Raw genomic sequence first — 26,305 nt, forward strand, 5'->3', positions numbered from 1 at the left:
TTAGGTTTTCTATTAGGTGAAAATTGGGTATAAATAACTATTATTAAGGGAGGAATTGCAATGTTAGACGATTTTACGAAAGAACAAAAATATACCGTTGCTAAGTTTTATAAACTGTATATGGAACGGTCTAACAGTGGGCAAAGTGAAGCAGAAGCAAATGATTTTAAAGATAGTATCACTGCCCAAGATGATTACTTTTGCGATAGAGAATACAGTGATTTCTTAGAGAACTGTAAAGTCCTTATTGACCATGGTTATTTAGAGGGCGACATATCGGCAGATAGAATTGATAATATTAAAGTAACTGATAAAACTTTTACTGAAATTGAAAGAAGCTTTAGTTAAATACTTGCTACGTTAGAGCAATACTAACGTAGTTTTATTTTGATTGAAAAGGTGAGCACATGTCTAATTGGAAAATCAATAATCATTCACAGAGAAAATTTATGATCCAAGAAAATGATCAAGAAATATCAATCGTTGAGCCATCAACAAACGAAACCTTTCGTATTTTAGCAGAGATAAATCTTAAATTAAGTAAAGATTATACTAAAATATATGACGATAAGTTATTTGTATCTGCTAACATTGAGGATAAAGAACTTAATATCTTTGATAAATCCTAAACATACTCATATAAACTAAGAAAACGTTAGTTTATTAACAAATGATTTACATAATCTTTTAAAAAATAATTAGATGTTAATTACACATTAATATTTATTATTTGATAAGTATAGTACAATATAACTAATGTCTTAAAATTTAATGGAGGTACAGTATGGATAAAGCGCTATTTTACATAGGCATGATATTATTATTTATAGCTTTTATAATAATATTATTTGCTATCATCGCGGTATTTAAAAACAAGAGTTATTTAAAATACTTTGCAATGGCTATTACTATCATTTTACTAAGTATGCTTGCATTAGGTCTTCATAAAGTAATCGAAGGTAATAACCCATCAGCTACTGAATCTACACAAACAAAAGAACATAAAACAGATGATAAAAAGTCAGCAAAAAACAAAGACAATAAAAAAGATAAAGATGAAGATAAGGATAAGAACAAGGATAAAAAAGATAAAGAAGACAAAGACAGCAAAAAAGATGAGGACAACAATAATAATAATACTGACAATCAATCAACTGAAGAAGACCAAAATAATGAAGACAATAATAATGTAATTAATGAACAACAAGAGCAAGAAAATCAACAACAAGAGCAAGCTCCTGAGCAGCCTCAACAACCAGCAGAACAACCGTCAACTGATCAACCTCAAACTAACAATCAAGAGCCAGCCTATAATAATGGCAATAATCAAGATAACATGCAACGTAACGATACAACGAATAATCAAAATAATATGAATGACAATATTAACGGTGCTCAATCTGATAACCAAACAAATGGTACAACTAATGACAACAATACAACTGATAATGGTAACAACACTGGTGGACAAGGTACTAATAACAACGCTAATGGTCAAACTGATAATGTAGAAACTTATTCAGCCAATAATGATCAATCAGGAGAGGCAGAACAAGGACAAAAGCAAGATAATGGAGCAGCTGAGACAGGCGCTCAAAATGAAAATATGGGTAATCAATAAAAAAGCAGATAGGCCATGCCTATCTGTTTTTTCATAATTTGTGGCAATTCCACTAATTTTCATAATATCTATTGAATAATAATAAATATATGCCATACTAAAAATATAATTATTTAAATTTCACAAAATTTCAAATTTTAAAACATTAAATACAAAGGGTGATAACATGAAAAAAGTAGCGTTTTTATTACTTTCAAGTTTCTTATTATTAGGTGCATGTAGCAGTCATGATAATTCAACTAAAGACGTGAAAGAAAGTACACATAAAAAAGACAATCCAAAAGCACATAAAAGCTCTGGTAATTCAGATCGTACAGATGGTAAAAAAATCGATAAACACTAAACTATCGAAACAAAGATAACCATTACTATTTAATCAACTTTGATGTGCACCCCAAAAGTTAGACTTAAAATCTAATTTTATGGGGTGCGTTTTTTATGGGTAAACACTACAAATATGAAATCAAATACAAAATAGTCCAAGAATATTTACAAGGTGAATTAAGTTATAAAAGATCGGCAGAAAAATATAATCTATCTAATGAATCCTTGATAAAAATATGGGTTAATCAATATTTGGAATTTGGACCCGAAGGGCTAGATAAAAAGCTACAGAAAAAAGTATATTCTAGAGATTTTAAGGTATCTGTTTTAAGATTTAGACAAGAAAATAAGTTATCTTACCGAGAAACAGCTAACCACTTTAAAATTTCTAATTCAGCTATGTTGGCCGCTTGGCAACGCAATTTTGATGAAGAAGGAATTCTTGGTTTAGATAACAAACAGAGAGGACGGCCTTCTAAAATGAAAAGAAAACAATCATCAATTAAACGAAACGACTCGCCATTAAAAGAAAGTGAACGTGAAGAATTAGAAAGACTTAGAAATGAAAATGAAATGTTGAAAGCAGGTATTGCTTATCAAAAAAAGTTACAAAGCTTGACCCAACGTTACGCAACCAAACATCCGAAAAAGTAAAAATTATTAAAGAATTATATGAAACCTTAAACTTTGGGTTAAGCCTATTACTTAAAGTCTCAGAAATAGCTAAATCAGTTTATTACTATTGGATTAATTGTTTTAAAAAACCAGATAAAAACAATGAAATTGTGGAAGCAATTAAAGAAATATGTGACGCTTGTGATTACACTTACGGATATCGTCGAGTTACTCAAACATTGAAAAATAGAGGAACAACTGTAAATCATAAAAAAGTAAGAAGAATAATGAAAGAACTAGGATTAACATGTAAAAAATTCAATCATAAAAATCGCAAATATAGTTCATATAAAGGGACAATTGGCAAAGTATCAAACAATTTATTAAAACGTCGTTTTAATACAGATCGTCCATTTCAAAAAATTGTAACTGATATCACAGAATTTAAATTATCTGATGGCACTAAATTATATTTATCGCCTTTTATGGATTTATATAATTCTGAAATCTTAAGCTATAGTATTTCTACACGTCCTACACTAGATATTGTCATTAACTCTTTAAATGAGATTTTAATTAAACGACCTAGACTTAACTATCGTATGACGATACACTCTGACCAAGGTTGGCATTACTAGCACAAGTCGTATATTAATATTCTTAAAGAGAATAAAATATTTCAAAGTATGTCTAGGAAGGCAAATTGTCTAGATAATTCTTTAATTGAGAATTTCTTTGGATTATTAAAACAAGAAATGTTTTATGGAAAAACATTTGACAATTTCCAACAACTAGAACAAGCAATACACGAATATATAAATTTTTATAATAATAGTAGGATTAAAACAAAATTAAAAGGCTTGTCTCCTACACAATATAGGAAACAAACCTTTGAAATAGTATACTAAACCAAAGTACAACTTTTGAGGTTCAGTACATTATTAAAGAGTAGTGGTATTTTTTATTAAAATTTAAAAAGCACTCAAAATAGATATTTACTATTTCGAGTACCATTTGAAAAAAATAAAGAAAATAATTTTCATGACTTTCCCTATCAATTCCCTACTTACGATCTTCATTATTTTTACTATGCCAATTTCATATGCAAAATGGGATAATCTCTACCTTGTTCATCTTTTTGAGATTCATCATATTTTATAAAGCCATTTTTCTCATAAAATTTAATAGCGTTGTCGTTATCTTTATTTACATCAACAAACTGTACTTTATTTTCTTTAATTAGATACTGTACTATATTTGTGCCATAACCTTGATTGATATATTTAGGATCTATAAATAACATTTCTAAGTTTTGTTCATTAGTTCCAGAAAAACCAATGACTTCGTCATCGTCATACCACAAATATGCCTCTACATATTTAAAATAAGTAGGTATCTCTTTTTTCAATTCTAATCTATCACTTTCTTTTAAAAACTCATGCGTTTCTAATACAGATCTTTCCCAAATATCCAATGCTACGGCATAATCTTTTTCTTCTAATTTAGTTTTAGTTACCTGCATAATAACCTCCTTAAAATTTAAATTTTAATATATATTGCTGAGAGAACACAAAAAAAGAGCAAGGCCAATGTGTCAGAGAATTACTTCCTTGACATGAAATTGACACTTACTCAATTCAAACCTTGATATATAAGGCTTTATGTATGGAGGCGGCGGGATTCGAACCCGCGTCCAGAGGTCCTGATACACATCTTTCTACGTGTGTAGTCTATTGATAAATTTCGCATAATAGTAAGCAACAGACAACCAGTATTATGCTAGTTTGATTGGTTTTCATCTAAACAGACTTCAAACGGCAGTGTTTAGCATATCCTACTAGGGTTGAATCGCGTTAACAGCACGTAGGAAATGCTGTTAGGCGATGCAGAGTGCTATTACGCAGCTACTGCGAAATTATTGTTTGATTTGTCAGTTATATTTAACCGAATGTGTTGATGACGGAGACAACCCTCCGACACGCTTAATGAGCTCGGGGGACCCCTGTCGAATCCAAGAACGCCCCCTCAATTTTATTAAGAAAAACTATTAAATCATGGTAATTAAACTGATTTCAACTTTAAATAACAACATTTACTATCATATCAAAGGGAGCCCGATTAAGCAACAATTGTGCTTAATAACGGGCTTTAATTGCACGATCAACATCACGTTTCATCGCTTTGTCTTTTAAAGCTTGGCGTTTATCATGAAGTTTTTTACCACGTGCTACACCTAATAACACTTTACATTGACCATGCTTTAAATATAGCTTCAATGGAATGATTGAATAACCAATTTCTCTAGTGCGTTCACCTAGTTTAATAATCTCACGTTTGTGGAGTAATAATTTTCTAGAACGCAAAGGATCATGATTGAAACGGTTTCCCTCTTCATATGGCGCAATATGCATGTTATTCACAAACATTTCGCCACGTTTAACTTGGGCGTAGCTATCTTTTAAGTTTGCGCTACCACGACGGATAGATTTGATTTCGGTCCCTTTTAATTCGATACCCGCTTCAATCGTATCTTCAATATTGTAATCATGTCTTGCTTTACGGTTCTCAGCCAATGTACCTGGTGATTTCTTTTTTTTCTTAGCCATAACTTTTGTCACCTCTTTGCTGATTATTTTTTCTTACGGCGTGATTTCTTCTTCACACTTTTATCTTTATAAAACGGTTTGTGATTGGTCTTGCCTTGTTTATCACGGTTACGTTGGTTTTTACCTTTACGTTGTTTACGTTTTTTCTTTTTACCTTTATTACTATCATCTTTAGATTTATCTAAAGATTTGCCACGTGTTTTAGCTTGAATAGTTTTACCTCTTGCTGGACGTTGGCTTCTATCATTTTTAGGTAAAGGCATACCGACAATTTGGAAGTCAATCATTCGTTCATCGACATCAACATGCGTTACTTTAACCTTAACTTCATCACCAATACGGAATACTTTAGCTTGGCGTTCACCAATTAAAGCCATTTGGCGTTCATCAAAGTTATAATAATCATCTGTCATATTAGAAATATGAACCATACCTTCAATCGTGTTAGGTAATTCAATAAACATACCGAAGTTTGCTACTGAACTTACGATACCTTCAAATTCATCGCCGATATGTTGAATCATATATTCAGCTTTTTTCAATTCATCTGTATCACGCTCTGCTTCGATAGCACGACGTTCACGTTGTGACGTATGCTCTGCTAATTCAGGCAATTTATCTTCCCATTTGTGCAACTCTTTATTATTCATTGATTTATCGATGAGATATTTTCGAATTAAGCGATGCACAGTTAAGTCAGGATAACGTCGAATTGGAGACGTAAAGTGCGTATAATATTCTGCTGATAAACCAAAGTGACCTAAGTTAGTATCATCATAATGTGCTTGTTGCATTGAACGTAGCATCATTGTAGAGATAACCATTTGTTCTGAACGGCCTTCAACCTCTTCTTGAATAGATTGTAATGTTGAAGGATGGATATCTTCTCCAGTACCTTTAACCATAATGCCAAAGTTTGTAATGAAGTCGAAGAATTGGCGTAAACGATCTGATTTCGGTTGTTCGTGCACACGATAAATGAAAGGTACCTCTAATCTATTAAAATGCTCTGCCACTGTTTCATTGGCAGCTAACATGAATGACTCGATTAGACGTTCACCTTCACCACGTTCCCGTAATACAACATCAGTTGGCAAGCCTTCATTATTGACTATTACTTTCGCTTCACTAATATCGAAGTCTATTTCACCACGACGTTTACGCATTTGAATTAAACGATTTGATAACTCCTGAGCCAAATCAAGCATAGGCGTAATTTCTTGATATTGCTTACGAATCTCTGGATTTTTATCAGTAATGATTTGATTAACCGCATCGTATGTCATTCTATAATTAGAATGAATTACACTGTCGAAGATTTCATGATTTACTACTTCACCACGTTCATTAATTTCCATTCGACAACTTAATGTTAAACGGTCTACTTCTGGATTTAATGAACAAATACCATTACTTAAACGATGTGGAATCATTGGAATAACACGGTCTACTAAATAAACACTTGTCGCTCTATCATATGCTTCTTTGTCTAAAGCTGAATCTTCTTTAACATAATAACTTACATCAGCGATACTTACTGTTAACTCAGTGTGACCGTTCGATAATTTTTTCACACTGATAGCGTCATCCAAGTCTTTCGCATCTGCGCCATCAATCGTAATCGTTAATTCGTCGCGTAGATCAGTACGTCCTTTAATTTCCTCAGGCTTGATTTCTTCGGGTACGCCTTCCGCTTCTTTCAAGACATTATCAGGAAATTCAATTTCAATGCCATGTTGGTAAATAATAGATAATATATCTACGCCTGGATCATTTTTATGACCTAATATTGCAGACACGTGGCCTTCTGGATTATCCGTACCATCTGCATACTTAGTAATTTGGACAAGGACCTTATGACCATCTACAGCACCTAAACTCTGCCCTTTAGGAATGAAAATATCTTGCATTATACGCTTGTCATCTGGAATAACAAAGCCAAAGTGTTTAGCCTCACTATAAGTTCCTACTACTTGTGTCACTGAGTGTTTCTCAATGGATTTAACTTCCCCTTCAATTTTACCTTTGTGTTCACCTTTAGATCTTTGAATTTCAACTATAACTGTATCACCATCTAAAGCACGGTTGATTTTTGTAGGGGGAATAAAAATATCTTCCATATCTTCATCCTCTGGACGCAAGAAAGCGAAGCCTTTTTTATTTTGGCTTAATGTCCCTTTAATTAATTTGGAACTTGTTGCTTTTTTAGATTGCTTACGTTGATATCTATCAGTTTTAGTTCTCTCTACTAAACCTGCCTGTTCGAGTTCTACTAGCACCTTTATTAAATCTCTAAATGAGTCGGCACTATTAAGACCTAAAGCATCTTGAAAATCAGACACCGACATCGGTTCATAATCTGGCTGTTTTACAATTTCTTCAATGGATTGCTTTAAATTCATCATGCCCCTCCTTTCTTCTTTCATTTCTTATTATTTATTTTATTATTCAGACCAATCTAACGATTCTAAGAAATCATAGACGTCTTCGAATACTTGTTCTTTTTCTTTATCAATTGTAATGACATGACCTGAATTTGCATACCATTTAATGTGTTTCTCATCTGAATCAACATTATTATATATATAATTAGCTGATTGAGGATCAATCATTTGGTCTTTTTCAGCTTGAACGACTAAGATAGGATCTAACACTTCATCGATTTCATTTCTAACATTACCTAGTGTTTCACTTAATTCTTTTAAGGTTTCAGTAGGATGGAAATCTGCCATTTCTTTATCAATCGTCGCTTGATCCTTACCTTCATATTTCTTGAAATTACGTGCATACTCTAAGAAGCCTTCATAAATAGAGCCTTCTGTTTTCACTTCAGCGGGCGCACACATTGTTATAATACCTTTAACAGGTCGGTTTAAGCTTAATTTTAATGCAAATACACCACCTAATGATAACCCTGCCACTGCAATTTCTTCATATCCTTGATTAACTAAGTAGTCATAACCATCAAGTACATCTTTAAACCATACATGAGGACTAGATTTTAAAATTTCTTCTGGCGGTGCAGCATGTCCTTCATATTGTGGGGCGTATGATGTATACCCTTTTTTCTGTAAGAAACGTCCTAATTGTCTTACGTCTGATGAGTTACCTGTAAACCCATGTAATAGTAAGACAGCACGTTTACCTTCTTCAAAAAAGAAAGGTTGTGGTAATTTAATTTGCATTGAATAATCCCTCTCCATCTTATTATCTATGTTATTTTATTAAATATTCCCTGTAGTTATGTCTTCTTATTTTAAAGACAATTATATTTATAAACAGTATATAATATTCCCGTATTCCACTGAAATTATACATGTTGTACGGTTTTTTAACCATTACTTTGTTTATACGACGTTATCATGACTTAATTATAAATAAAAAAGCCCGACATTTATATCGTCGGACCTTATAAACCTAAATAACTTATGCAAATCATTAATAAGAAGAAAATGACTGCTAAAATAATTGTTAATCTATGCAAGAATAAATCGACGCCACGTTGTTTTTGTTTACCGAATAACTGTTCTGCGCCACCACTAATAGCACCTGAAAGGCCATTACTTTTACCTTCTTGGAGTAATACAACAGTGATTAATGCAATACAATCGATTATTAATAGTACTATAAAAAGTGTATGCATGAAAATTGTCCTCCGTTCATTATATACGTTCAGAATTATATCATACTCAATACTTGCTTATCAATGTCTAACGATCGAACGTACTCTTACGCATGATTGAAATCACTAACATGTATAGTGCTAAAATACTTGAACCTATAATGACAATTAATATAGGCGCAATAAATAAAGCCGATTTCGCAGCAATAATCGCATTGATGACCATTGCTAAGTTTACGAGCGTAAATAATACGTTAGATACAAATACCGCAAACATAAACCACCATAAATATTTATGACGATTCCATAAAGCAATTACGCCCGCTAAATAAGCTAAAATATACATAATTCCTGTATATCTAAAGCTGTTTAAGATATTTGCGATAGTGCTGTCATTGGTCTTTTGCCCTGCTTGTGTTAACAACTCCTTAGCCGTTTGTGTATCTAAGGCAATAAAGTTATGAATGATTAATAATATACTAAATATTAAAGAACTATAGGCGATTAATTTACCCGCATTACGTTCTCGTTTACTAGACTGTGGGGATTGATTCTCCATGTTTCATTCTCCTTCTTTTCAATACATGCCTATTATATCAGTTTGCTTAGGTAAGTTAAATATTGGGATGTAGTGGAGGTAGTTTGTTCACATGGATGTCTTATTCAATATGAGGTGTCGGTATCTTCATCGTGTGGTGTTTACTCTTTCTGAAAATCAGGGGATGTGGGATATAAGGTCTCCATTTCCCAAAATAAAACCAAAAAGCCTGCCACAGTCTCAACTCTGTGACAGGCGATATTAATTTGCGTGAACTCTATTCTTTTGAAAACTGAAGTTTAATCAACGTTATCTTATTTATCTAAATTGTAGAAAGATTTAATGCCATCAAATTTAGCAGTTTCGTATAATTCGTCTTCGATACGTAATAATTGATTGTATTTAGCGATACGGTCAGTTCTTGATAATGAACCTGTTTTGATTTGGCCAGCGTTTGTAGCTACGGCGATGTCTGCGATTGTTGTATCTTCAGTTTCACCTGAACGGTGAGATACTACTGCAGTGTAACCAGCTTTTTGAGCCATTTCGATTGCATCGAATGTTTCAGTTAAAGTACCGATTTGGTTAACTTTGATTAAGATTGAGTTACCGATACCTTGTTCAATACCTTTAGAAAGGATTTCAGTGTTTGTTACGAATAAATCGTCACCTACTAATTGAACTTTGTCACCGATGCGGTCAGTTAATTGTTTCCAACCGTCCCAGTCGTTTTCATCCATACCGTCCTCGATAGTGATGATTGGGTATTTACCAATTAATTCTTCTAAGTAGTCAACTTGTTCAGCTGCGCTACGTTTCGCACCATGTTCACCTTCGAATTTAGTGTAGTCATATACACCGTTTTCGTAGAATTCTGATGATGCACAGTCAAATCCTAAGAATACGTCTTCGCCTGGTTTGTAACCTGCTTTTTCGATGGCTTTGATAATTGTTTCTACAGCATCTTCAGTACCTTCGAATTTAGGAGCGAAACCACCTTCGTCACCTACTGCAGTTTCTAAACCACGTTCGCTTAAGATTGATTTTAAGTTATGGAAGATTTCAGCACCCCAACGTAATGCTTCTTTGAATGATTCTGCACCTGTTGGTAAGATCATGAATTCTTGGAATGCGATTGGTGCGTCTGAGTGAGAACCACCATTAACGATGTTCATCATTGGAACTGGTAATTGTTTACCGTTGAATCCACCTAAGTATTTGTATAAAGGTTGACCTAATAAGTCTGCTGCTGCACGTGCAACTGCGATAGACACACCTAAAATAGCGTTTGCGCCTAATTTACCTTTGTTAGATGTACCGTCTAATTGAATCATCATTTTATCGATAGATACTTGATCTAATACTGAGAATTCACCTTCAACGATTTCTGGTGCAATAATTTCGTTAACATTTTCAACGGCTTTAGTTACACCTTTACCACTGTAACGAGATTTGTCTCCATCACGTAATTCTACTGCTTCGTGTTCACCTGTAGAAGCTCCTGATGGTACTAATGCACGGCCAAAAGCACCGCTTTCAGTTAAAACTTCAACTTCAACTGTTGGGTTACCACGTGAGTCTAAGACTTCGCGAGCATAAACATCTGTAATAATTGGCATGTTAAAAATCTCCTTTTAATTTAGATTCTATAATTATTATAGCTTTATTTTGAAATTTAATAAAATATTTGTACTATTTTAAAAACAGCTCAATATAGAAGACTTGAACTACCTCTACCTATATTGAAAATTTCTCATTCACTGTTGTTAGTGAGATTAGTGTTTTATTAATGACTCTCCAGTCATGTCTGATGGTTGCTCAACATTTAATAAGTCAAGTAATGTTGGTGCTAAATCGCCTAGACGTCCAGTTTCACGTAATGTAACGCCTTCTTTCGTAACAATAACTGGTACTGGATTAGTAGTATGTGTAGTCATTGGTTGATCATCATCAGTTAACACTTGGTCAGAGTTACCATGGTCAGCTGTGATAATTGCATAGCCATCCATGTCTAAGATTTTGTCAACGACTTCACCTAAACATTCGTCTACCGCTTCAATTGCTTTAATTGTTGGTTCTAACATACCACTATGACCAACCATGTCAGGGTTAGCAAAGTTTAAGATAATTAAATCTAAATCGCCTTTATCTAACTCTTCAAGTAATGCATCTTTAACTTCATATGCACTCATTTCTGGTTTTAAGTCATACGTTGCTACTTTTGGTGAATCTATTAAACGACGACGTTCACCTTCGAATTCTTCATTACGTCCGCCACTCATGAAATAAGTAACATGAGGATATTTTTCAGTTTCTGCGATACGTAATTGTGTTAAGTTATTATTTTGAGCAACTTCACCTATTGTGTTAGTTAAGTCCACTTTTTCAAAGACAACTTCAGCATCCACATTATCATTGTATTTAGTGAATGTAGCATAGAATAAGTCTTTCACTTGTTCTACTTTAAAGCCATCAAATGCTTTATTAGTAAATACTTCTGATAATTGTGCTGCTCTATCAGGACGAAAGTTAAAGAAGATAACTGCATCTCCATCATTAACGCCATTATTTTGACCTTCAACGATAAATGGTTCCACAAATTCATCTGTTAAATCATTAGTGTAGTTTGCTTCCACACCTTCTTTAGCTGAAGCATAAGATGGTCCTTCGAAATTACGAATAGCATTGTATGCTTTTTCTTCACGGTCCCAACGTTTGTCGCGGTCCATTGCATAATAACGACCTGAGATTGAAGCGAATTGACCTAAGCCTAATTCTTTAAATTTTGCTTCAGTTTCTTCGATATATTTAAGCGCTGATTTTTGATCAACGTCACGACCATCTAAGAATGCATGTACATAAACTTTATCTAACCCTTTTTGTTTAGCTAGTTCTAATAATGCAAATAGATGTTTGTAGTGACTGTGCACACCACCGTCTGATAATAAACCAAATACGTGTAATGCAGAATCATTGTCTTTAACATGTTGTGCAGCTTTGCTTAGTACTTCATTTTCATAAAACTCGCCATCTTCAATTGATTTGTTAATACGAGTTAAACTTTGGTAAACAATACGTCCTGCACCAATGTTCATGTGACCAACTTCAGAGTTACCCATTTGGCCTTCAGGTAGACCTACGTCTAAACCACTTGCTTCAATTTGAGTTGTTGGGTATTTGCTGTAATAGCGATCAAAGTTAGGTTTATGCGCTTGTTTTACAGCGTTACCATGTTCGCTTTCTCGGTTAGCAAAACCATCTAAAATGATTAATGCTGTTGGTTGTTTAGCCATATTATTTAGCACCTTCTAACAATTGTACAAAATCTTCAACTTTTAATGATGCGCCACCAACTAATGCACCATCAATGTCAGATTGAGCCATGTATTCTTTAACGTTGTTAGGTTTCACACTACCACCGTATTGAATACGTGTTGCATCTGCAACGTCTTGGCTAGCAACTTCTGCAACTGTTTTACGTACTTGTGCACACATTTCGTTAGCATCTTCAGATGTAGCTGATTTACCAGTACCGATAGCCCAGATTGGTTCATAAGCGATAACAACTTCTTTAAGTTGATCATCAGATAAACTTTCTACAGCTTTTTTAACTTGGTTGCTAACGATGTCATTCGCTTTACCATTTTCACGTTCTTCATCAGTTTCACCAACACAAATAATTGGTGTCATACCGTGATTGAAAACAGCGTGTGCTTTTTTGTTAACATCTTCATCAGTTTCGTGGAATAACTCACGACGTTCTGAGTGTCCAATGACAACATATTTAACACCTAAGTCAGCTAATGCTACTGGAGAAGTTTCTCCTGTGTATGCACCATTATCTTCAAAATAAGTGTTTTGAGCACCAATTTTTAATCCTTTTGCTTTACCATCGTTCACTAGAGAAATTAATGCATCTAATTGAATTGTTGGTGCGCAAATGACTGATTCAACTTCTTTTTCATCAGGTAATGCAGGTAGATTATTTACAAAGTCTTTAGCTTCTTGAACTGTTTTATTCATTTTCCAGTTACCAGCTATGATTGGTTTTCTCATTGATTACACTCCTATATATAAAATGTATTTTTTGAATATTTAATAAAGCTAAACATCTTAGCTTCCAGACTGTAGACAAACCCTTTCATTCTTTGTTACCTCATGTATAATGATGCTCATTTACTCGTAGTAAACACCTATCACTACGCATTTCGTTCCCTCGATTGACAAGGGTTTCCTGACAGCCTTTATACTTCAAATTAGTTTAGCGACAATACTAAAACTAAACATTTTAGCTTTAATACTTTTCCCTTGAAAATGAATACAAAAACGTTAGTCATTTTCAAAAGTTAATTATTTATTATTAATCGCTTTAATACCAGGTAATTCTTTACCTTCAAGGTATTCTAATGACGCACCGCCACCTGTAGAGATGTGAGTGAAGTCATCTTCAAAGCCTAATGAGATTGCAGCAGCTGCTGAATCCCCACCACCAATAATAGTAGTAGCATCTTTTAAGTTAGCGATAGCTTTACATACGCCGATTGTACCTTGAGCAAAGTTACTGAATTCGAATACACCCATTGGTCCATTCCATACTACTGTATGTGCACCTTCTAATTCTTTAGCGAATAATTCAACTGTTTTAGGTCCAACATCTAGTGCTTCTTGATCGGCAGGAATGTCATCAGTTGATACTTCAGTAATTTCAGCATCGTTAGAAAATTCTTTAGCTACTTTTGCGTCTACAGGTAATACGATTTGCTCGCCGTTATTTTCTAATAACTCTTTAGCAAAATCTATTTTATCTTCTTCTAATAAAGATAAACCGATTTCTTTACCTTGTGCTTTTAAGAAAGTATACGCCATACCACCACCGATAAGAATTTTATCAGCGATATTTACTAAGTTTTTAATTACGCCAATTTTATCAGAGACTTTAGCACCACCTAAAATAGCAATTACTGGTTTATGCGGATCATTAACTACGCCACCAATAAATTTAATTTCTTTTTCCATTAAGTATCCAGCAGCAGTTTCTAAATGCGTAGAAATGCCTACATTTGATGCGTGTTCACGATGAGCTGTACCGAATGCATCATTTACAAATACATCGCCTAGTGAAGCCCAGTATTTACCTAGTTCAGGGTCATTTTTAGATTCTTTTTTACCATCTAAATCTTCAAAACGAGTATTTTCAACTAATAATACATCGCCTTCATTTAAGTTTTTGATAGCAGATTCTAATTTTTCACCACGAGTTTCAGGTACGAAAGTAACCTCTTTACCTAATTTTTCAGATAATGCATCAGCAACAGGTTTTAAAGTTAAACCTTCTTTGTCACTTTCTTGTTTTACTTTTCCTAAGTGAGAAAATAATACTAATTTACCACCTTGTTCGATGATGTACTTAATTGTTGGTAAAGCTTGAACAATACGGTTATCGTTAGTGATGTTACCCTCTTTTAAAGGTACATTGAAATCAGCACGTTCAAGAACAACTTTTCCTTTTAAATCTAAATCAGAAACAATTTTTTTTGCCATTATAATTTCCTCCTCTAATAGGAATTATTGATATAAAAATAAGCGGAGAAGCGTTAGTGCTCCCCGCTTACTCATAAGCTAACTTATTTCTATAATTTGTACAAGTGTATTGAATAAAAAGACAGTTGTACTGAGCACAAGTTTCATTTAACTAGGCTTCTAAATGATTAAGATAATTCTGCTAAATATTCTAAAGTACGTACTAATTGAGCAGTGTAAGACATTTCATTGTCATACCAAGCTGCAACTTTAACTAATTGACGATCACCAACTGACATTACACGAGTTTGTGTAGCATCGAATAATGAACCGTAAGTCATACCAACTACATCTGAAGAAACAATTTCGTCTTCAGTGTAACCGAATGATTCGTTTGAAGCGTTTTTCATTGCATTGTTAACGTCTTCAACTGTAACGTCTTTTTCTAATACAACTGTTACTTCAGTTAATGAACCAGTTGCTACAGGTACACGTTGTGCACCACCGTCTAATTTACCATCGATTTCAGGGATTACTTTACCGATAGCTTTAGCTGCACCTGTTGAGTTAGGTACGATGTTTTGAGCTGCTGCACGAGCACGACGTTTGTCACCTTTTCTGTGAGGACCGTCTTGAGTCATTTGGTCACCAGTGTAAGCGTGGATAGTTGTCATTAAACCTTCAACGATACCAAATTCATCGCTTAATACTTTAGCAACCGGTGCTAATGAGTTAGTAGTACATGAAGCACCTGAAACTACTGTTTCAGAACCATCTAAGTCTTTGTGGTTAGTGTTAAATACGATTGTTTTAACATCACCTTTTGCTGGTGCAGAAATTAATACTTTTTTAGCTCCTGCATTGATATGAGCTTCTGCTTTTTCTTTATCAGTATAGAAACCAGTACATTCTAACACTACGTCGATATCTAAATCGCCCCAAGGTAATTTGCTTGCATCTGGTTCTTCGTAAGATTTGACTTCTTTACCATTTACACGGAAACCACCATCAATAACTTCGACTTCACTAGTGAAGCGACCTTGCATAGTGTCATATTTTAATAAATGAGCTAACATTTCGTCATCAGTTAAGTCGTTTACTGCTACTACTTCAATTCCTTCAACATCTTGAATTCTTCTGAATGCTAAACGACCAATTCTACCAAAACCATTGATTGCTACTTTTACTGCCATTATAATGGCCTCCTTTAAAAATGATATTTAAAAAGTTATTAACTTTTTATTACTTATTTAATATTACTTTTGCTGCTGCTTCATCAGTAATTAATACTGTATTTTTAGGAGCAATACTTAAGTAAGCTTTAATGGCTTCACCTTTAGATTGACCTCCGGCAACAGCAAATATAAATTCTTTCGTTTCTAAATCCTCAAGTTGTAATCCGATTGTTTTAACTTTATGAACAACCTTTCCTTGAGCGTCAAAATAGTAACCGAAAGCTTCAGCTACGGCTTGGTGATGTTGAAGGCTTTCAATCACCTCATCAGACGATTGTCTACGATGCGCCATTTTCAGCGCATCACCAATACCGTGAATTGTAATATTTGCTTGTTTAATTTTATCTAATGTATGTACTACAGAAGGTTCCATCAATAATGTATTATATGTTGATTCGCTCACATTATCGGGTACATACAATGTTGTGTAATAACCACCAGTTTGTTGAGCCATACTCGCTGAAATTGTATTTGCTTGATAAACAACATTTTCACCAAGGCCACCTCTAGCTGGGACAAAGAAAACGTTAAACGGTAATAAGTGCATCGCTTGACTTACATTAGCCATTGTAGACCCACCTGTTACTGATACAATCGCATCTTCATATAATATGCTTTCTAATAATTGTCCAGCTTGTCGTCCCATTTCAGCTTTTACATTCTCATGATTATCAGCATCACCAGGTATAACATGAACTTCTTTAATGTTATATCTCTCTTTAATTTGTGTAGCTAATTGATTATCGTCGCTATACACATTGAAGTAATCATTTAGCTGATTTAGAACTTCAGTCCCTTCAGCTGTAATCTCCATACCTGTTGATTTAACTTGAATAAGATCTTGCTTTTTTAGCATATCTGTTTCAGATCTTAAAACACGCTCTGTAATATCCATATGCTCGCTTAAACTTCGTCTACCTACTGGCTGATTATTCGAGATAGTAGTTAAGATAGAAAAGCGTCGATACATTTTATCTATTAAATCAGGTATCAGCTTTTGTTGAATTTTAATCAAGTCTTTCACTACTACCTTCCTCCTTTATTTATCAAAGGTAAACAATAGCATAAAAAACCGGTTTGACTTTTTACGTCCCACCCGGGACAAAATCTAACCTTTTACACTTGCAATAGTACTATTGTGGTAATAAAAATGCAAGAGAAAAACTCTAATATTTTAAATTATCTGTAAAATTATCCTCTTAGAGTATAATTGATACATTATTTGTTCACATATAAGTGTTAAAATCTTCTTATTTTAAAATATTACCCTTCGTTTTAATTTTTTATTCGAATTGTTAATATTTTATTTTTGCAATATTTTTAATTTAAAATAAGATAAATATATAAGGAGGGGGGCTAAACATGAGTCATGAAGAACGAGATAAGGTTGAGGTTATTGACCCATCTGATCGTAGATATAAAGATGATAACTATTTTAGAAATGAAAAAGACGAGGACGAAAACTTTTCATCTATTCATTATCGATATGGTTGTGGTTGTCCTTTTGGTTGCCTTTCTTCAATTTTTATTTCTGTAATTCTTTCAATCTTATTAACTTTTTTACTTAATTGGATGTTCTAGTTAGAAATGTATATACATGCTATTTTTTATCAATATTAACTTCTCATACAATAACGCCCTTCAACTTTTTACATTGAAGGGCGTTTCTTTAAATCACTTAATTTTTATCATTTCCATTTGATGACTGTGACTGTTGACTTTGATTTTGATTTTGAGATTGTGTAGTACTACGTTGTACTGACTGTTGAGCTGATCTTTGTTGAGTTGATGATTGTTGAGTAGATCTTTGTTGAGTTGAAGCTTCTTGAGTATTCGCTTGTTGTGTTCTATTAGCACTTGGTATTTGATTTGTTCTAGGAGATGACTGATTACTTGCTGCATTATTATTGTTGTTATTACTATTATTATTTGAGGCTGAACCAGAATGTGCATTATTAGTTTGAGAAGAGTTATTTTCGTTATCCTCTCGTTCTTGTGTTGGTTGTTCTTGAGTAGCTGTTTGTTTATTTTGTGTAGAGTTCTGAGTTGATTTTTGTTGTTTAGTATTAGCGTCACCCGTTGATTCCTTAGTACGTGGCGTTTGTTGTGTCTTTTGTTGTGAAGAAGGTGTAGCTTGTTGTGTTTCTTGTGTTTTAGGTGCTTGTTGAGTTCCTACATTGCCTTGATCAACAACATCTGCATTATATTGTTTGGTGTTTTGTGCTGAATTATTCTCTTTTGACTGAGTTTTGTTTTCGCTAACTGGCTTATCTTTAGATTTATCTTTTTTGTCACTATCTTTATCTTTTTCATCTTTCTTATCATCTTTCTTATCATCTTTTTTATCGCTATCTTTATTCTTTTCTGTAGTTTGATCACTTAAACGTTCATTTCCACGTTTTGAATGATCTACAAATGAAAAAATAGCAAATGCTAATCCTATGAGTAAAAGTAAAATGACAATTGTACTGATAATTTTTGAAATACCACTCATTTTAAATTGTCTGCCTCCATCAACTTAATTTTATTTCCCTAGTTATATAATTTCCACATTTAGACATTATTTTATAATTCTATGAATGTAGCATATAATTTTACAGCAATTATCCAAAAATTCATATTAAAAGGATTAGGCTGTTGTATAAATATCATATATAATCTCTTATATATGATAACATCATAAGTACTTACAAACACTAAATTTAAACAAGTAATCAAATTCTAAAGTCGAAAGCGTGATCAGAATGCATGAAAACTTCTCAAAAGAAATCTTTGATAGTAGAACTACGCCTAAGTCTAAACTAAAATCAATGATGTTAAACAATGACCACTATGACGAAGTTAAAACATCGTCTTTTGATTTTTTATTATTATCTATTATTTTTATTCCTTTAATCATATTATTCTTAAAATTTTTTTATTAATACTATAATAGAACTATAATAAACCCACACGATAATCGTATGGGTCATTACTAAAGGGAGTCAATATTGCCCTTCGCTAATTATGGGTATACTAATATTAATTGAAAATACTATTTGCGAAGGTTCTTCTTTATTATAACTTTTATTTTCAAGAAAAAATCCAGTTTACAGCTTAAGAAATGACATATTAATGACTAATCATTGGACATTATTTGAACACAATAATGAATCATTTGATTTAAAAAGTATGGAAAATTACTTATTCAAAAGAGGTGTGAACATGAAACAATATCTTATTACCGGTGGCACTGGAATGGTAGGTAGCCACTTAGTTGAAGAAATTAAAAAGCAAGATGCACATATTACTATTTTAACGCGTAGTGATAAAGAAAGTGACGAACCTAAAATTTCATATATAAATTGGTCTAAAAACGGTTGGGAAGAACAGGTTCCGGCCATCGATGTGGTAATTAATCTTGCAGGTGCATCGTTAAATAAACGCTGGACTGAATCTTACAAACAAACGATCATGACAAGTCGTATCCAATCTACACAAGCTTTAGTTGATTTATTTAAAAATCGCTCGAAAAAACCTGAAGTGCTATTTAATGCGAGTGCTATGGGGTATTATCCACCAAGCTTACATCACACATATACTGAGCAATATCACACGCTTCCATTCGATTTCTTATCAGATGTAGTGTATCAATGGGAACGTATTGCTAAACAATTTGAAGAGTTTGGCACTCGTGTTGTGTTAGGTAGATTTAGTATGATTCTATCTGACGAGGGTGGCTCTCTACCAATGATGAAATTGCCGTATAAATTCTATGTAGGGGGTAAATTAGGTTCTGGTCGTCAATGGTATTCATGGATTCATATTGATGATTTAGTTCGCGCTATTTTATTCACGATCAATGAACCAACTGCTAAAGGACCTTTTAATATGGCAGCACCAATGCCTGAGCGACAAAACTTATTCGGCTATACACTTGGTCGCGTTATGCATCGACCACATGAAACATGGGTTCCAGGCTGTATAATGAGAGCAGCTTTAGGACAAATGTCTACAGTTGTATTAGACACGCAAAAAGTTCTACCTAATAAACTTGATGCGTTAGATTTTGATTTCAAATATCCTAACCTGAAGGTAGCGCTTGAAGACTTAATTAGCAAGTAATCATAGGAGTTTGATATCATGAATGACAACAAGTTAACCTATATTTTACTTATTATTGCAAGTGTTTTTCTTATCTTAAATGGTATATTTGCTTTTGAAAATGATATAATTATTACTTTAATGTCTATTTTTTTCCTTATCATAGGCATACTTTTATTCCTTGTATCAGTACGATTATTGTTAAAATCATCAAAAAATTCGAGATAGAATTTAAAAAGAGGGAGCGCCAGGTACAGCGCTCCCTCTTAAATATTTATTCAACTTATTTATTTTGATCTTCGGGTTGCATTACACCATCAATTAAACCATATTCTTTAGCTTCATCAGCTGTTAAGAAGTTATCACGGTCAGTATCTTTTTGAATTTTTTCAATACTTTGACCTGTGCGTTCAGCTAAAATTCTGTTTAATTTTTCGCGTGTTTTTAAGATATGGTTAGCAGCGATTTCGATTTCAGTTGCTTGACCTTGAGCACCACCTAATGGTTGGTGAATCATTACTTCAGCGTTAGGTAATGCGAAACGTTTACCTTTTGCACCAGCAGCTAATAAGAATGAACCCATTGAAGCAGCCATACCAATACAAATTGTTTGTACATCTGGTTTGATGTGTTGGATAGTATCATAAATCGCAAATCCAGCAGTCACGCTACCGCCTGGAGAGTTAATATATAGATAAATATCTTTTTCAGAGTCTTGAGCTTGTAAGAATAATAATTGTGATACAATTGAGTTTGCTACGTTATCATCAATTGCTGAACCTAACATGATGATACGGTCTTTTAATAAACGTGAATAAATATCGTAAGCACGTTCGCCACGATTTGTTGTTTCAATAACTGTAGGAATTAAATTCATTTATATTTCCTCCTTGTAATTAACTGTTGTACTCATTTTACAACAAAAGTCAAATATGGTCAAAAATTAACTATTGACGCATTTTTTTAATTTTTTTACTATAAACATACATACAGATTGTACTTTTAAAATCACAAATAGTACAGAAATTAGGCTTTTAATATTCTCTCCCCGTAGTGTAATGGATAGCACATAAGATTCCGGTTCTTATAATAGAGGTTCGATTCCTCTCGGGGGGACTAATAGTTTTTAATAACATGATTTTTAAACTAGAACGTTATTATGAAGTCGTTATTTTATTTTCCCTTTTAAATAAGTACTAAATCACACTAAATTTTAGACTCTTTTTAGAGTACTTACGTCTTTCCTTTCAAAACCTTTCTCACATTGCTAAAGCTATCAAGTAAAAATTTCAATAAGCAATAATTAATCACAAAACACCTTACTTATTAAAAAGTTTTTATATAATAAATTTATCAACTATAACTCAAGGAGCTTTTATGATAATATTTTTTGGAAAATCATAGCAGTCTTATACAAATAATAGGTATCCTTTTAAAGAATTAAATAATACTTTAAATACAAAAGAATATTGCTAAGTTCTTAACATCATTTATTAATAGAATACTTAATTGTTTCATTTGCTGTTAATACAATTTTTTAAAGGAGATAAATTTATGGAAAACGAAAGCTATAATCGTTTGTTAAAGATGATTAAGGATTTTGAACAAGAAATTATAAAATTGGCAGGAGTGGGTCAACAGTCTAATCATAAATTAATTCATTATATAGATAAAGATGAGAAATTTACTTTGATAGTAAATAGAAAAGGCCACAGAAATAAAGATAATCTAACATTATTACTTCACAGCGCCACTGAAAAAAGTTTAATGGTACGTTTTGATGTAAATGGTTCTGATCATTCTAATCCCCCCAATGATACTAGAATTCCAACACCACACCTTCATATTTTTTCAGAAGAATATGATAACGGTAGAATAGCTATCCCCTTATCAAAATTGTCAAATAAAGAATTGGAAGATGAGTTAATGGATTCTTTAGAATTCTTTATGGATTATACAAATATCCATCACAAAAATGCTATAATTATCCCAAAGTTACTATAATAGAAAGGAGTGATTAAAGTGGAAATTATTGAGCAAAAAATGGATGAATATTTTAGTTGGCTTAAACAACGTTATAGTTATAAAAAGCTTGATGGCTCTACTGAAATCACCACTCCTTTTAAAAATCATTTAAATGATTACATTAGAATATATGTAGATATATTAAATAATAATGAATTACTACTTTCTGATGATGGCTTAACGTTAAATGAGCTAAAAATGTCTGGTATTGATATAAATACTAAAACTAGAAAAAAATTAATTAGTTCAATTATGAATCAATTTAATTTGACATTGGATGACGATGAAATAATATCCTACGTCCAAAACGATACTTTTGCCCAATCTAAACATAATTTAATTCAAGGAATTTTAAAAATTTATGATTTAACTTTAACAAGCAAATCAAATGTTTCAAGTCTATTTTATGAAGAAGTTTTCGACTTTTTATTCAATGAAGATATAACTGGAACAGCGAATGTTGCCGTAGCTGGAGAGTCAGGTATAAAATATACTATAGATTTTATATTACCTGCTAAAAAAAATAAGCCTGAAAAACTTTTGAATTTTGCAAACAATTTAGACTTTAATAAAATAACTTCTGATGCTTTTGCTTATAGAGATGTAAAGCCTAACAGACCTAATAGAAATAACCTAGAATCTGAAATGTTTATAATTGCAAATGATATTGAAAATAGTGTTTCTTCTCGGGTAAAACAGGCTGCTGATTATGAAGGCGTTTCAATTCTTAAATGGTCTAATAAGCAAGAAATACTAAAGGCTTTAAACTAATAAGTTAAAAACAAGTTTAGATTAATAAATAAAAAGCATAAAAGGAAATCAGATTTTTAATCTTGAGTTTCTTTTATGCTTTTATTCAACAACATTCTTCAATAAAAAAAGGTATTTTTGATTACTATTCCAAAAACACCTTGCTTCATATTTATAATTCTATATTCTCGCCACTACGAATTTTATCAGCTAGTTCATTTAATTTTCTCAAGCGATGATTAACACCTGATTTAGAAATAGGACCAGTTGAGACCATTTCCCCTAGTTCTTTTAATGAAATTTCTTGATGTTCAACACGTAATTTAGCAATTTCTCTTAATCGATCCGGAAGATTCTCTATGCCGATTTCTTCATCGATAAGTTGGATGCTTTGTACTTGTTTCATCGCAGCGCTAACTGTTTTATTTAAATTAGCGGTTTCACAGTTGACTAAGCGATTTACTGAGTTTCTCATATCTCTTACTATGCGCACATCTTCGAATTTTAATAATGCTTGATAACCACCTATTAAACTTAGGAATTCAGAGATTTTTTCTGCTTCTTTTAAATAAGCTATACTGCCCTTTTTACGTTCTAAGTGTTTCGCATTTAGGCCATAGCTATTCATTAACTTAGTTAAACCTTCAGAATGATTCTCATACTGTGAAAATATTTCTAGATGGTAAGAAGATGTTTCTGGATTATTTACTGAACCACCCGCTAAAAATGCCCCTCGTAAGTAACTTCTACGCATTTCATCATCTTTAATCATACTTGCATCAATATCATGTACAAAGATGCCATTTTTTAAAATTCCAAGTTCGTCAAGAATTTCTCTAGCTCTTACTTTAGTACGACAAATATAAATATTATTTTTCTTTAATTTCATCTTCTTACGCACTAATATTTCAATCTCAACATTAAATATTCGTTTAATTAATGAATAAATACGACGTGCTGTTGTCGCATTTTCAGTTTGAACATTAATTACAAATTGTTGATTAGATAGACTGAGGGCACCATTCATACGAATTAATGCGCTAAGTTCCGCTTTTGCGTTGCTTTCATCTACTTCAATACGGGTTAATTCATTTTTCATGTCTGATGCAAAACTCATCGCCTCATTTACCTTCCTTTCTAATCATTGTCATAAATATATGTAATTAACATTCCAAAATTCATTAAGTTATCGTAACTCAACGATTATACACACATGTCCTCTATTTTATCATAATTTTTAAAGGGTAAAAACGATATATTATTTCTTAGGTTTAAATTGAATTGTACTTGTTAATTCAAGAGCTAAGTCATAGATTAATTTAGCGAGTACTTTAGTATTATGACGCACCAAATAGTCATCATACACTTCTACCAAGTTTGTAGATGTAATAATTTTAATGTTATTTTTTGTTAAATCATCTTCGTTCATCACTACTGGTTGGGCATTGCGGTTTTTATAATGCCTTAAAATTTGTTCATCATATTTCTCATCGCTACAAATCACGTAATCAATAAATTGTTTGCCAGCATGATCGTGAATAGCCTCAATATGATCTAAAACATCATACTGATTTGTTTCTCCTGGTTGTGTCATAATATTAGAAATATAAAGTTTAGGTGCTTTAGAACTCAAAATAGCATCTGACATTCCTTTGACGCATAAATTGGAAATGACGCTAGTGTATAGAGAACCTGGTCCTAGTACAATTAAATCCGCTTCTTCTAATGCATCAATCGCTTCTTCCATAGGTTCAACATTGGACGGTTCTAAATATACACGCTCAATTTTTTTATTCTTCTGAGGGATTTTAGATTCTCCTCTTACGACTTCTCCATCTTCTAAAATGGCATTTAACATGACATTAGTATTTGTAGACGGTATGACTTTACCTTTAATATTTAAGATTTTACTTAATTCTTTAACCGCATGACCAAAGTCATTTTTAATATTAGTCAGTGCAGCCAATAAAAGATTCCCAAGTGAATGTCCTTCAATTTGATGCTCTTCAAAGCGATATTGAAATAATTCTTCTAATATAGGTTCGGCATCACTAAGTGCCGCAATCACGTTACGAATATCTCCTGGCGCAGGAATATCCATTTCGTTACGAATCTTCCCAGTGCTTCCCCCGTCATCAGCTACCGTAACGATGGCTGTAATATCAATAGGATATTCTCTTAACCCTCTAGCTAATACTGATAGGCCAGTCCCACCACCTATTAGTACGATTTTTAACTGTTTCATTTTTTCACGCCACTTTCAATATGTGCATCTCTGTGATGAACATAAACATTATAATCAAAAATGTCTCCTAGTTCTTGACCAATACGCTTAGCTAACGCTACTGAACGATGTTGTCCACCTGTACAACCTATCGCAATAACTAACTGAGCTTTCCCTTCTTTTTTATAGCCTGGAACCATGAATTTTAGTAAGTCCATTAACTTTTCAAAAAAGATTTCTGTTTCTTTCCATTTCATAACATAATTATAAACTGCCTCATCTTCCCCCGTCATCGGTCTTAAGTCTTCTACATAATATGGGTTCGGCAAGAAACGCACATCAAATACTAAATCAGCATCCATTTGAATACCATGTTTAAATCCAAAACTTGTCACATTAATACTAAATGACTTGAAACTTTCATCTTTAAATTTCTTTTTCACTTTTTCTTTCAATTCTTTAGTTTTTAAATCTGTAGTATCTACTATATAATTTGCAAAAGTACGAATTCTAGATAGTAATTGTCTTTCTTCAAGAATAGCATCAATAAGTGACATTTGCCCGTTTTCATTTAATGGATGAGCACGTCGAGATTCTTTATATCTTGAAATGAGTTTCTCTGTATCCGCTTCTAAAAACATCACGTCGACGATGACATCATTACGACTTTTAATCGCATCAATTTCTTCTACTAATGAAGCAAATAATTCTTTACCTCGCAAATCAATAGCAATCGCTACTTTTTGTAATGATGGGTTTCCCTGTTCCATTAGTTCTACAAATTTTGGTAATAAAATAGGTGGTAAATTGTCTACACAGAAGAAGCCTATATCTTCTAGACATTGAATGACTACAGATTTACCAGCGCCTGATAATCCGGTCACTACTAATAATTCACTCTTACTTATTTTTTCACTTGTTTCATTGTCTACTTGATTTATCATTATGAACACCGCCCAGTTAGTCTATATTTATTTCTTATACGTACACATAAATATTTATTCACTTTCATAATATCACATGTTCTAGAGAAGGTAACTAACGACACCACTTGTTTATTGGGTTTTATTTTCAAAATAAAAAAGCTAGAACAATGCCCATCAAAAAAGTTCATAGAGGCATTATTCTAGCTTGATTCTTTA

Annotated in this window: 29 protein-coding genes, 1 tRNA gene and 1 other RNA gene; 13 read left to right on the top strand and 18 right to left on the bottom strand. The window is 32.8% G+C overall.

Annotated features, from left to right (window positions below; all coding sequences use genetic code 11):
• Positions 1-60 precede the first annotated feature (60 nt).
• The 7 genes from MT340_RS09985 (at position 61) to MT340_RS12905 (ending at position 3,468) form a co-directional block, all read left to right on the top strand.
• Positions 61-348 (top strand): hypothetical protein, encoded by a 288-nt coding sequence (locus tag MT340_RS09985; RefSeq protein WP_243589813.1) that lies wholly within the window; start codon positions 61-63, stop codon positions 346-348.
• Between the two features lie 59 nt (positions 349-407).
• Positions 408-629, top strand: a complete 222-nt coding sequence (locus tag MT340_RS09990; RefSeq protein WP_243589814.1) for a hypothetical protein — start codon at positions 408-410, stop codon at positions 627-629.
• Positions 630-784: 155 nt separating this feature from the next.
• Positions 785-1,621, top strand: a complete 837-nt coding sequence (locus MT340_RS09995; protein WP_243589815.1) for a hypothetical protein — start codon at positions 785-787, stop codon at positions 1,619-1,621.
• A gap of 166 nt (positions 1,622-1,787) precedes the next feature.
• A complete protein-coding gene (locus tag MT340_RS10000; protein WP_243589816.1) occupies positions 1,788-1,964 on the top strand; it encodes a hypothetical protein in 177 nt (58 codons plus the stop codon).
• 95 nt (positions 1,965-2,059) lie between these two features.
• Complete coding sequence (locus MT340_RS10005) at positions 2,060-2,599, top strand: helix-turn-helix domain-containing protein (protein WP_243589817.1); 540 nt, start codon at positions 2,060-2,062, stop codon at positions 2,597-2,599.
• 5 nt (positions 2,600-2,604) lie between these two features.
• Positions 2,605-3,198, top strand: coding sequence for an IS3 family transposase (locus MT340_RS10010; RefSeq protein WP_243590266.1), 594 nt, complete (start codon positions 2,605-2,607; stop codon positions 3,196-3,198).
• A 48-nt stretch (positions 3,199-3,246) separates the two neighbouring features.
• Positions 3,247-3,468 carry a transposase gene (locus MT340_RS12905; protein ID WP_481906648.1) on the top strand — a complete coding sequence of 74 codons (222 nt, stop codon included), beginning with the start codon at positions 3,247-3,249 and terminating at the stop codon, positions 3,466-3,468.
• A gap of 179 nt (positions 3,469-3,647) precedes the next feature.
• Here MT340_RS12905 and MT340_RS10015 read toward each other — a convergent pair whose 3' ends face one another.
• The 13 genes from MT340_RS10015 to MT340_RS10075 form a co-directional block, all read right to left on the bottom strand.
• Complete coding sequence (locus tag MT340_RS10015) at positions 3,648-4,082, bottom strand: GNAT family N-acetyltransferase (RefSeq protein ID WP_243589818.1); 435 nt, start codon at positions 4,080-4,082, stop codon at positions 3,648-3,650.
• A 141-nt stretch (positions 4,083-4,223) separates the two neighbouring features.
• Positions 4,224-4,585, bottom strand: a transfer-messenger RNA (tmRNA) gene (ssrA, locus tag MT340_RS10020).
• A 110-nt stretch (positions 4,586-4,695) separates the two neighbouring features.
• Positions 4,696-5,166: an SsrA-binding protein SmpB gene (smpB, locus tag MT340_RS10025; protein WP_103328124.1), complete on the bottom strand. Its 471-nt coding sequence runs from the start codon at positions 5,164-5,166 to the stop codon at positions 4,696-4,698.
• A 23-nt stretch (positions 5,167-5,189) separates the two neighbouring features.
• A complete protein-coding gene (gene rnr, locus MT340_RS10030) occupies positions 5,190-7,568 on the bottom strand; it encodes a ribonuclease R (RefSeq protein WP_243589820.1) in 2,379 nt (792 codons plus the stop codon).
• A 42-nt stretch (positions 7,569-7,610) separates the two neighbouring features.
• Entirely contained in the window at positions 7,611-8,351 is a 741-nt protein-coding gene (locus MT340_RS10035; RefSeq protein ID WP_243589821.1) for an alpha/beta hydrolase, read from the bottom strand.
• A 224-nt stretch (positions 8,352-8,575) separates the two neighbouring features.
• Positions 8,576-8,809, bottom strand: a complete 234-nt coding sequence (secG, locus tag MT340_RS10040) for a preprotein translocase subunit SecG (RefSeq protein WP_243589822.1) — start codon at positions 8,807-8,809, stop codon at positions 8,576-8,578.
• 67 nt (positions 8,810-8,876) lie between these two features.
• Positions 8,877-9,347, bottom strand: a complete 471-nt coding sequence (locus MT340_RS10045) for a hypothetical protein (RefSeq protein WP_243589823.1) — start codon at positions 9,345-9,347, stop codon at positions 8,877-8,879.
• A gap of 293 nt (positions 9,348-9,640) precedes the next feature.
• Positions 9,641-10,945: a surface-displayed alpha-enolase gene (eno, locus tag MT340_RS10050; RefSeq protein ID WP_243589824.1), complete on the bottom strand. Its 1,305-nt coding sequence runs from the start codon at positions 10,943-10,945 to the stop codon at positions 9,641-9,643.
• 156 nt (positions 10,946-11,101) lie between these two features.
• Positions 11,102-12,619, bottom strand: a complete 1,518-nt coding sequence (gene gpmI, locus MT340_RS10055; protein WP_243589825.1) for a 2,3-bisphosphoglycerate-independent phosphoglycerate mutase — start codon at positions 12,617-12,619, stop codon at positions 11,102-11,104.
• 1 nt (position 12,620) lies between these two features.
• A complete protein-coding gene (gene tpiA, locus MT340_RS10060) occupies positions 12,621-13,382 on the bottom strand; it encodes a triose-phosphate isomerase (RefSeq protein ID WP_243603835.1) in 762 nt (253 codons plus the stop codon).
• A 294-nt stretch (positions 13,383-13,676) separates the two neighbouring features.
• A complete protein-coding gene (locus MT340_RS10065; RefSeq protein ID WP_243589827.1) occupies positions 13,677-14,867 on the bottom strand; it encodes a phosphoglycerate kinase in 1,191 nt (396 codons plus the stop codon).
• A 167-nt stretch (positions 14,868-15,034) separates the two neighbouring features.
• On the bottom strand, positions 15,035-16,039 hold the full coding sequence (gap, locus tag MT340_RS10070) for a type I glyceraldehyde-3-phosphate dehydrogenase (protein ID WP_243589828.1): 1,005 nt from the start codon (positions 16,037-16,039) through the stop codon (positions 15,035-15,037).
• Positions 16,040-16,088: 49 nt separating this feature from the next.
• The gene (locus tag MT340_RS10075) at positions 16,089-17,105 is read right to left on the bottom strand and encodes a sugar-binding transcriptional regulator (RefSeq protein ID WP_243589829.1); all 1,017 of its coding nucleotides are present in this window, start codon (positions 17,103-17,105) and stop codon (positions 16,089-16,091) included.
• 338 nt (positions 17,106-17,443) lie between these two features.
• On the opposite strand from MT340_RS10075, the gene MT340_RS10080 reads away from it, so the two are divergent.
• Positions 17,444-17,662, top strand: a complete 219-nt coding sequence (locus tag MT340_RS10080; RefSeq protein WP_243603836.1) for a hypothetical protein — start codon at positions 17,444-17,446, stop codon at positions 17,660-17,662.
• A gap of 97 nt (positions 17,663-17,759) precedes the next feature.
• On the opposite strand, the gene MT340_RS10085 is transcribed toward MT340_RS10080, so the two are convergent.
• A complete protein-coding gene (locus MT340_RS10085; protein ID WP_243589831.1) occupies positions 17,760-18,575 on the bottom strand; it encodes a DUF4887 domain-containing protein in 816 nt (271 codons plus the stop codon).
• Positions 18,576-19,285: 710 nt separating this feature from the next.
• On the opposite strand from MT340_RS10085, the gene MT340_RS10090 reads away from it, so the two are divergent.
• Together MT340_RS10090 and MT340_RS10095 are read left to right on the top strand one after the other, a co-directional pair.
• Positions 19,286-20,185: a TIGR01777 family oxidoreductase gene (locus MT340_RS10090; protein ID WP_243589833.1), complete on the top strand. Its 900-nt coding sequence runs from the start codon at positions 19,286-19,288 to the stop codon at positions 20,183-20,185.
• Between the two features lie 18 nt (positions 20,186-20,203).
• On the top strand, positions 20,204-20,392 hold the full coding sequence (locus tag MT340_RS10095; RefSeq protein WP_243589834.1) for a hypothetical protein: 189 nt from the start codon (positions 20,204-20,206) through the stop codon (positions 20,390-20,392).
• 55 nt (positions 20,393-20,447) lie between these two features.
• On the opposite strand, the gene clpP is transcribed toward MT340_RS10095, so the two are convergent.
• Positions 20,448-21,041 carry an ATP-dependent Clp endopeptidase proteolytic subunit ClpP gene (gene clpP / locus MT340_RS10100; RefSeq protein ID WP_103299170.1) on the bottom strand — a complete coding sequence of 198 codons (594 nt, stop codon included), beginning with the start codon at positions 21,039-21,041 and terminating at the stop codon, positions 20,448-20,450.
• A 167-nt stretch (positions 21,042-21,208) separates the two neighbouring features.
• Here clpP and MT340_RS10105 point away from each other — a divergent pair.
• The 3 genes from MT340_RS10105 to MT340_RS10115 all read left to right on the top strand — a co-directional run bounded on the left by MT340_RS10105 (position 21,209) and on the right by MT340_RS10115 (position 22,960).
• A tRNA-Arg gene (locus MT340_RS10105) sits at positions 21,209-21,280 on the top strand.
• Positions 21,281-21,718: 438 nt separating this feature from the next.
• Positions 21,719-22,168, top strand: a complete 450-nt coding sequence (locus MT340_RS12910) for a DUF6978 family protein (RefSeq protein WP_243589835.1) — start codon at positions 21,719-21,721, stop codon at positions 22,166-22,168.
• 18 nt (positions 22,169-22,186) lie between these two features.
• Positions 22,187-22,960: a DUF1828 domain-containing protein gene (locus tag MT340_RS10115; protein WP_243589836.1), complete on the top strand. Its 774-nt coding sequence runs from the start codon at positions 22,187-22,189 to the stop codon at positions 22,958-22,960.
• A 151-nt stretch (positions 22,961-23,111) separates the two neighbouring features.
• On the opposite strand, the gene whiA is transcribed toward MT340_RS10115, so the two are convergent.
• The 3 genes from whiA to rapZ all read right to left on the bottom strand — a co-directional run bounded on the left by whiA (position 23,112) and on the right by rapZ (position 26,107).
• Entirely contained in the window at positions 23,112-24,056 is a 945-nt protein-coding gene (whiA, locus tag MT340_RS10120; RefSeq protein ID WP_243589837.1) for a DNA-binding protein WhiA, read from the bottom strand.
• Positions 24,057-24,197: 141 nt separating this feature from the next.
• Positions 24,198-25,184 (bottom strand): gluconeogenesis factor YvcK family protein, encoded by a 987-nt coding sequence (locus MT340_RS10125; RefSeq protein WP_243603837.1) that lies wholly within the window; start codon positions 25,182-25,184, stop codon positions 24,198-24,200.
• A complete protein-coding gene (gene rapZ / locus MT340_RS10130; RefSeq protein WP_243603838.1) occupies positions 25,181-26,107 on the bottom strand; it encodes an RNase adapter RapZ in 927 nt (308 codons plus the stop codon). The genes MT340_RS10125 and rapZ overlap by 4 nt, the downstream gene beginning before the upstream one ends.
• Positions 26,108-26,305 lie beyond the last annotated feature (198 nt).

Source organism: Staphylococcus sp. NRL 16/872, from assembly GCF_022815905.2.
In the GTDB taxonomy this organism is placed as follows: Bacteria; Bacillota; Bacilli; order Staphylococcales; family Staphylococcaceae; genus Staphylococcus.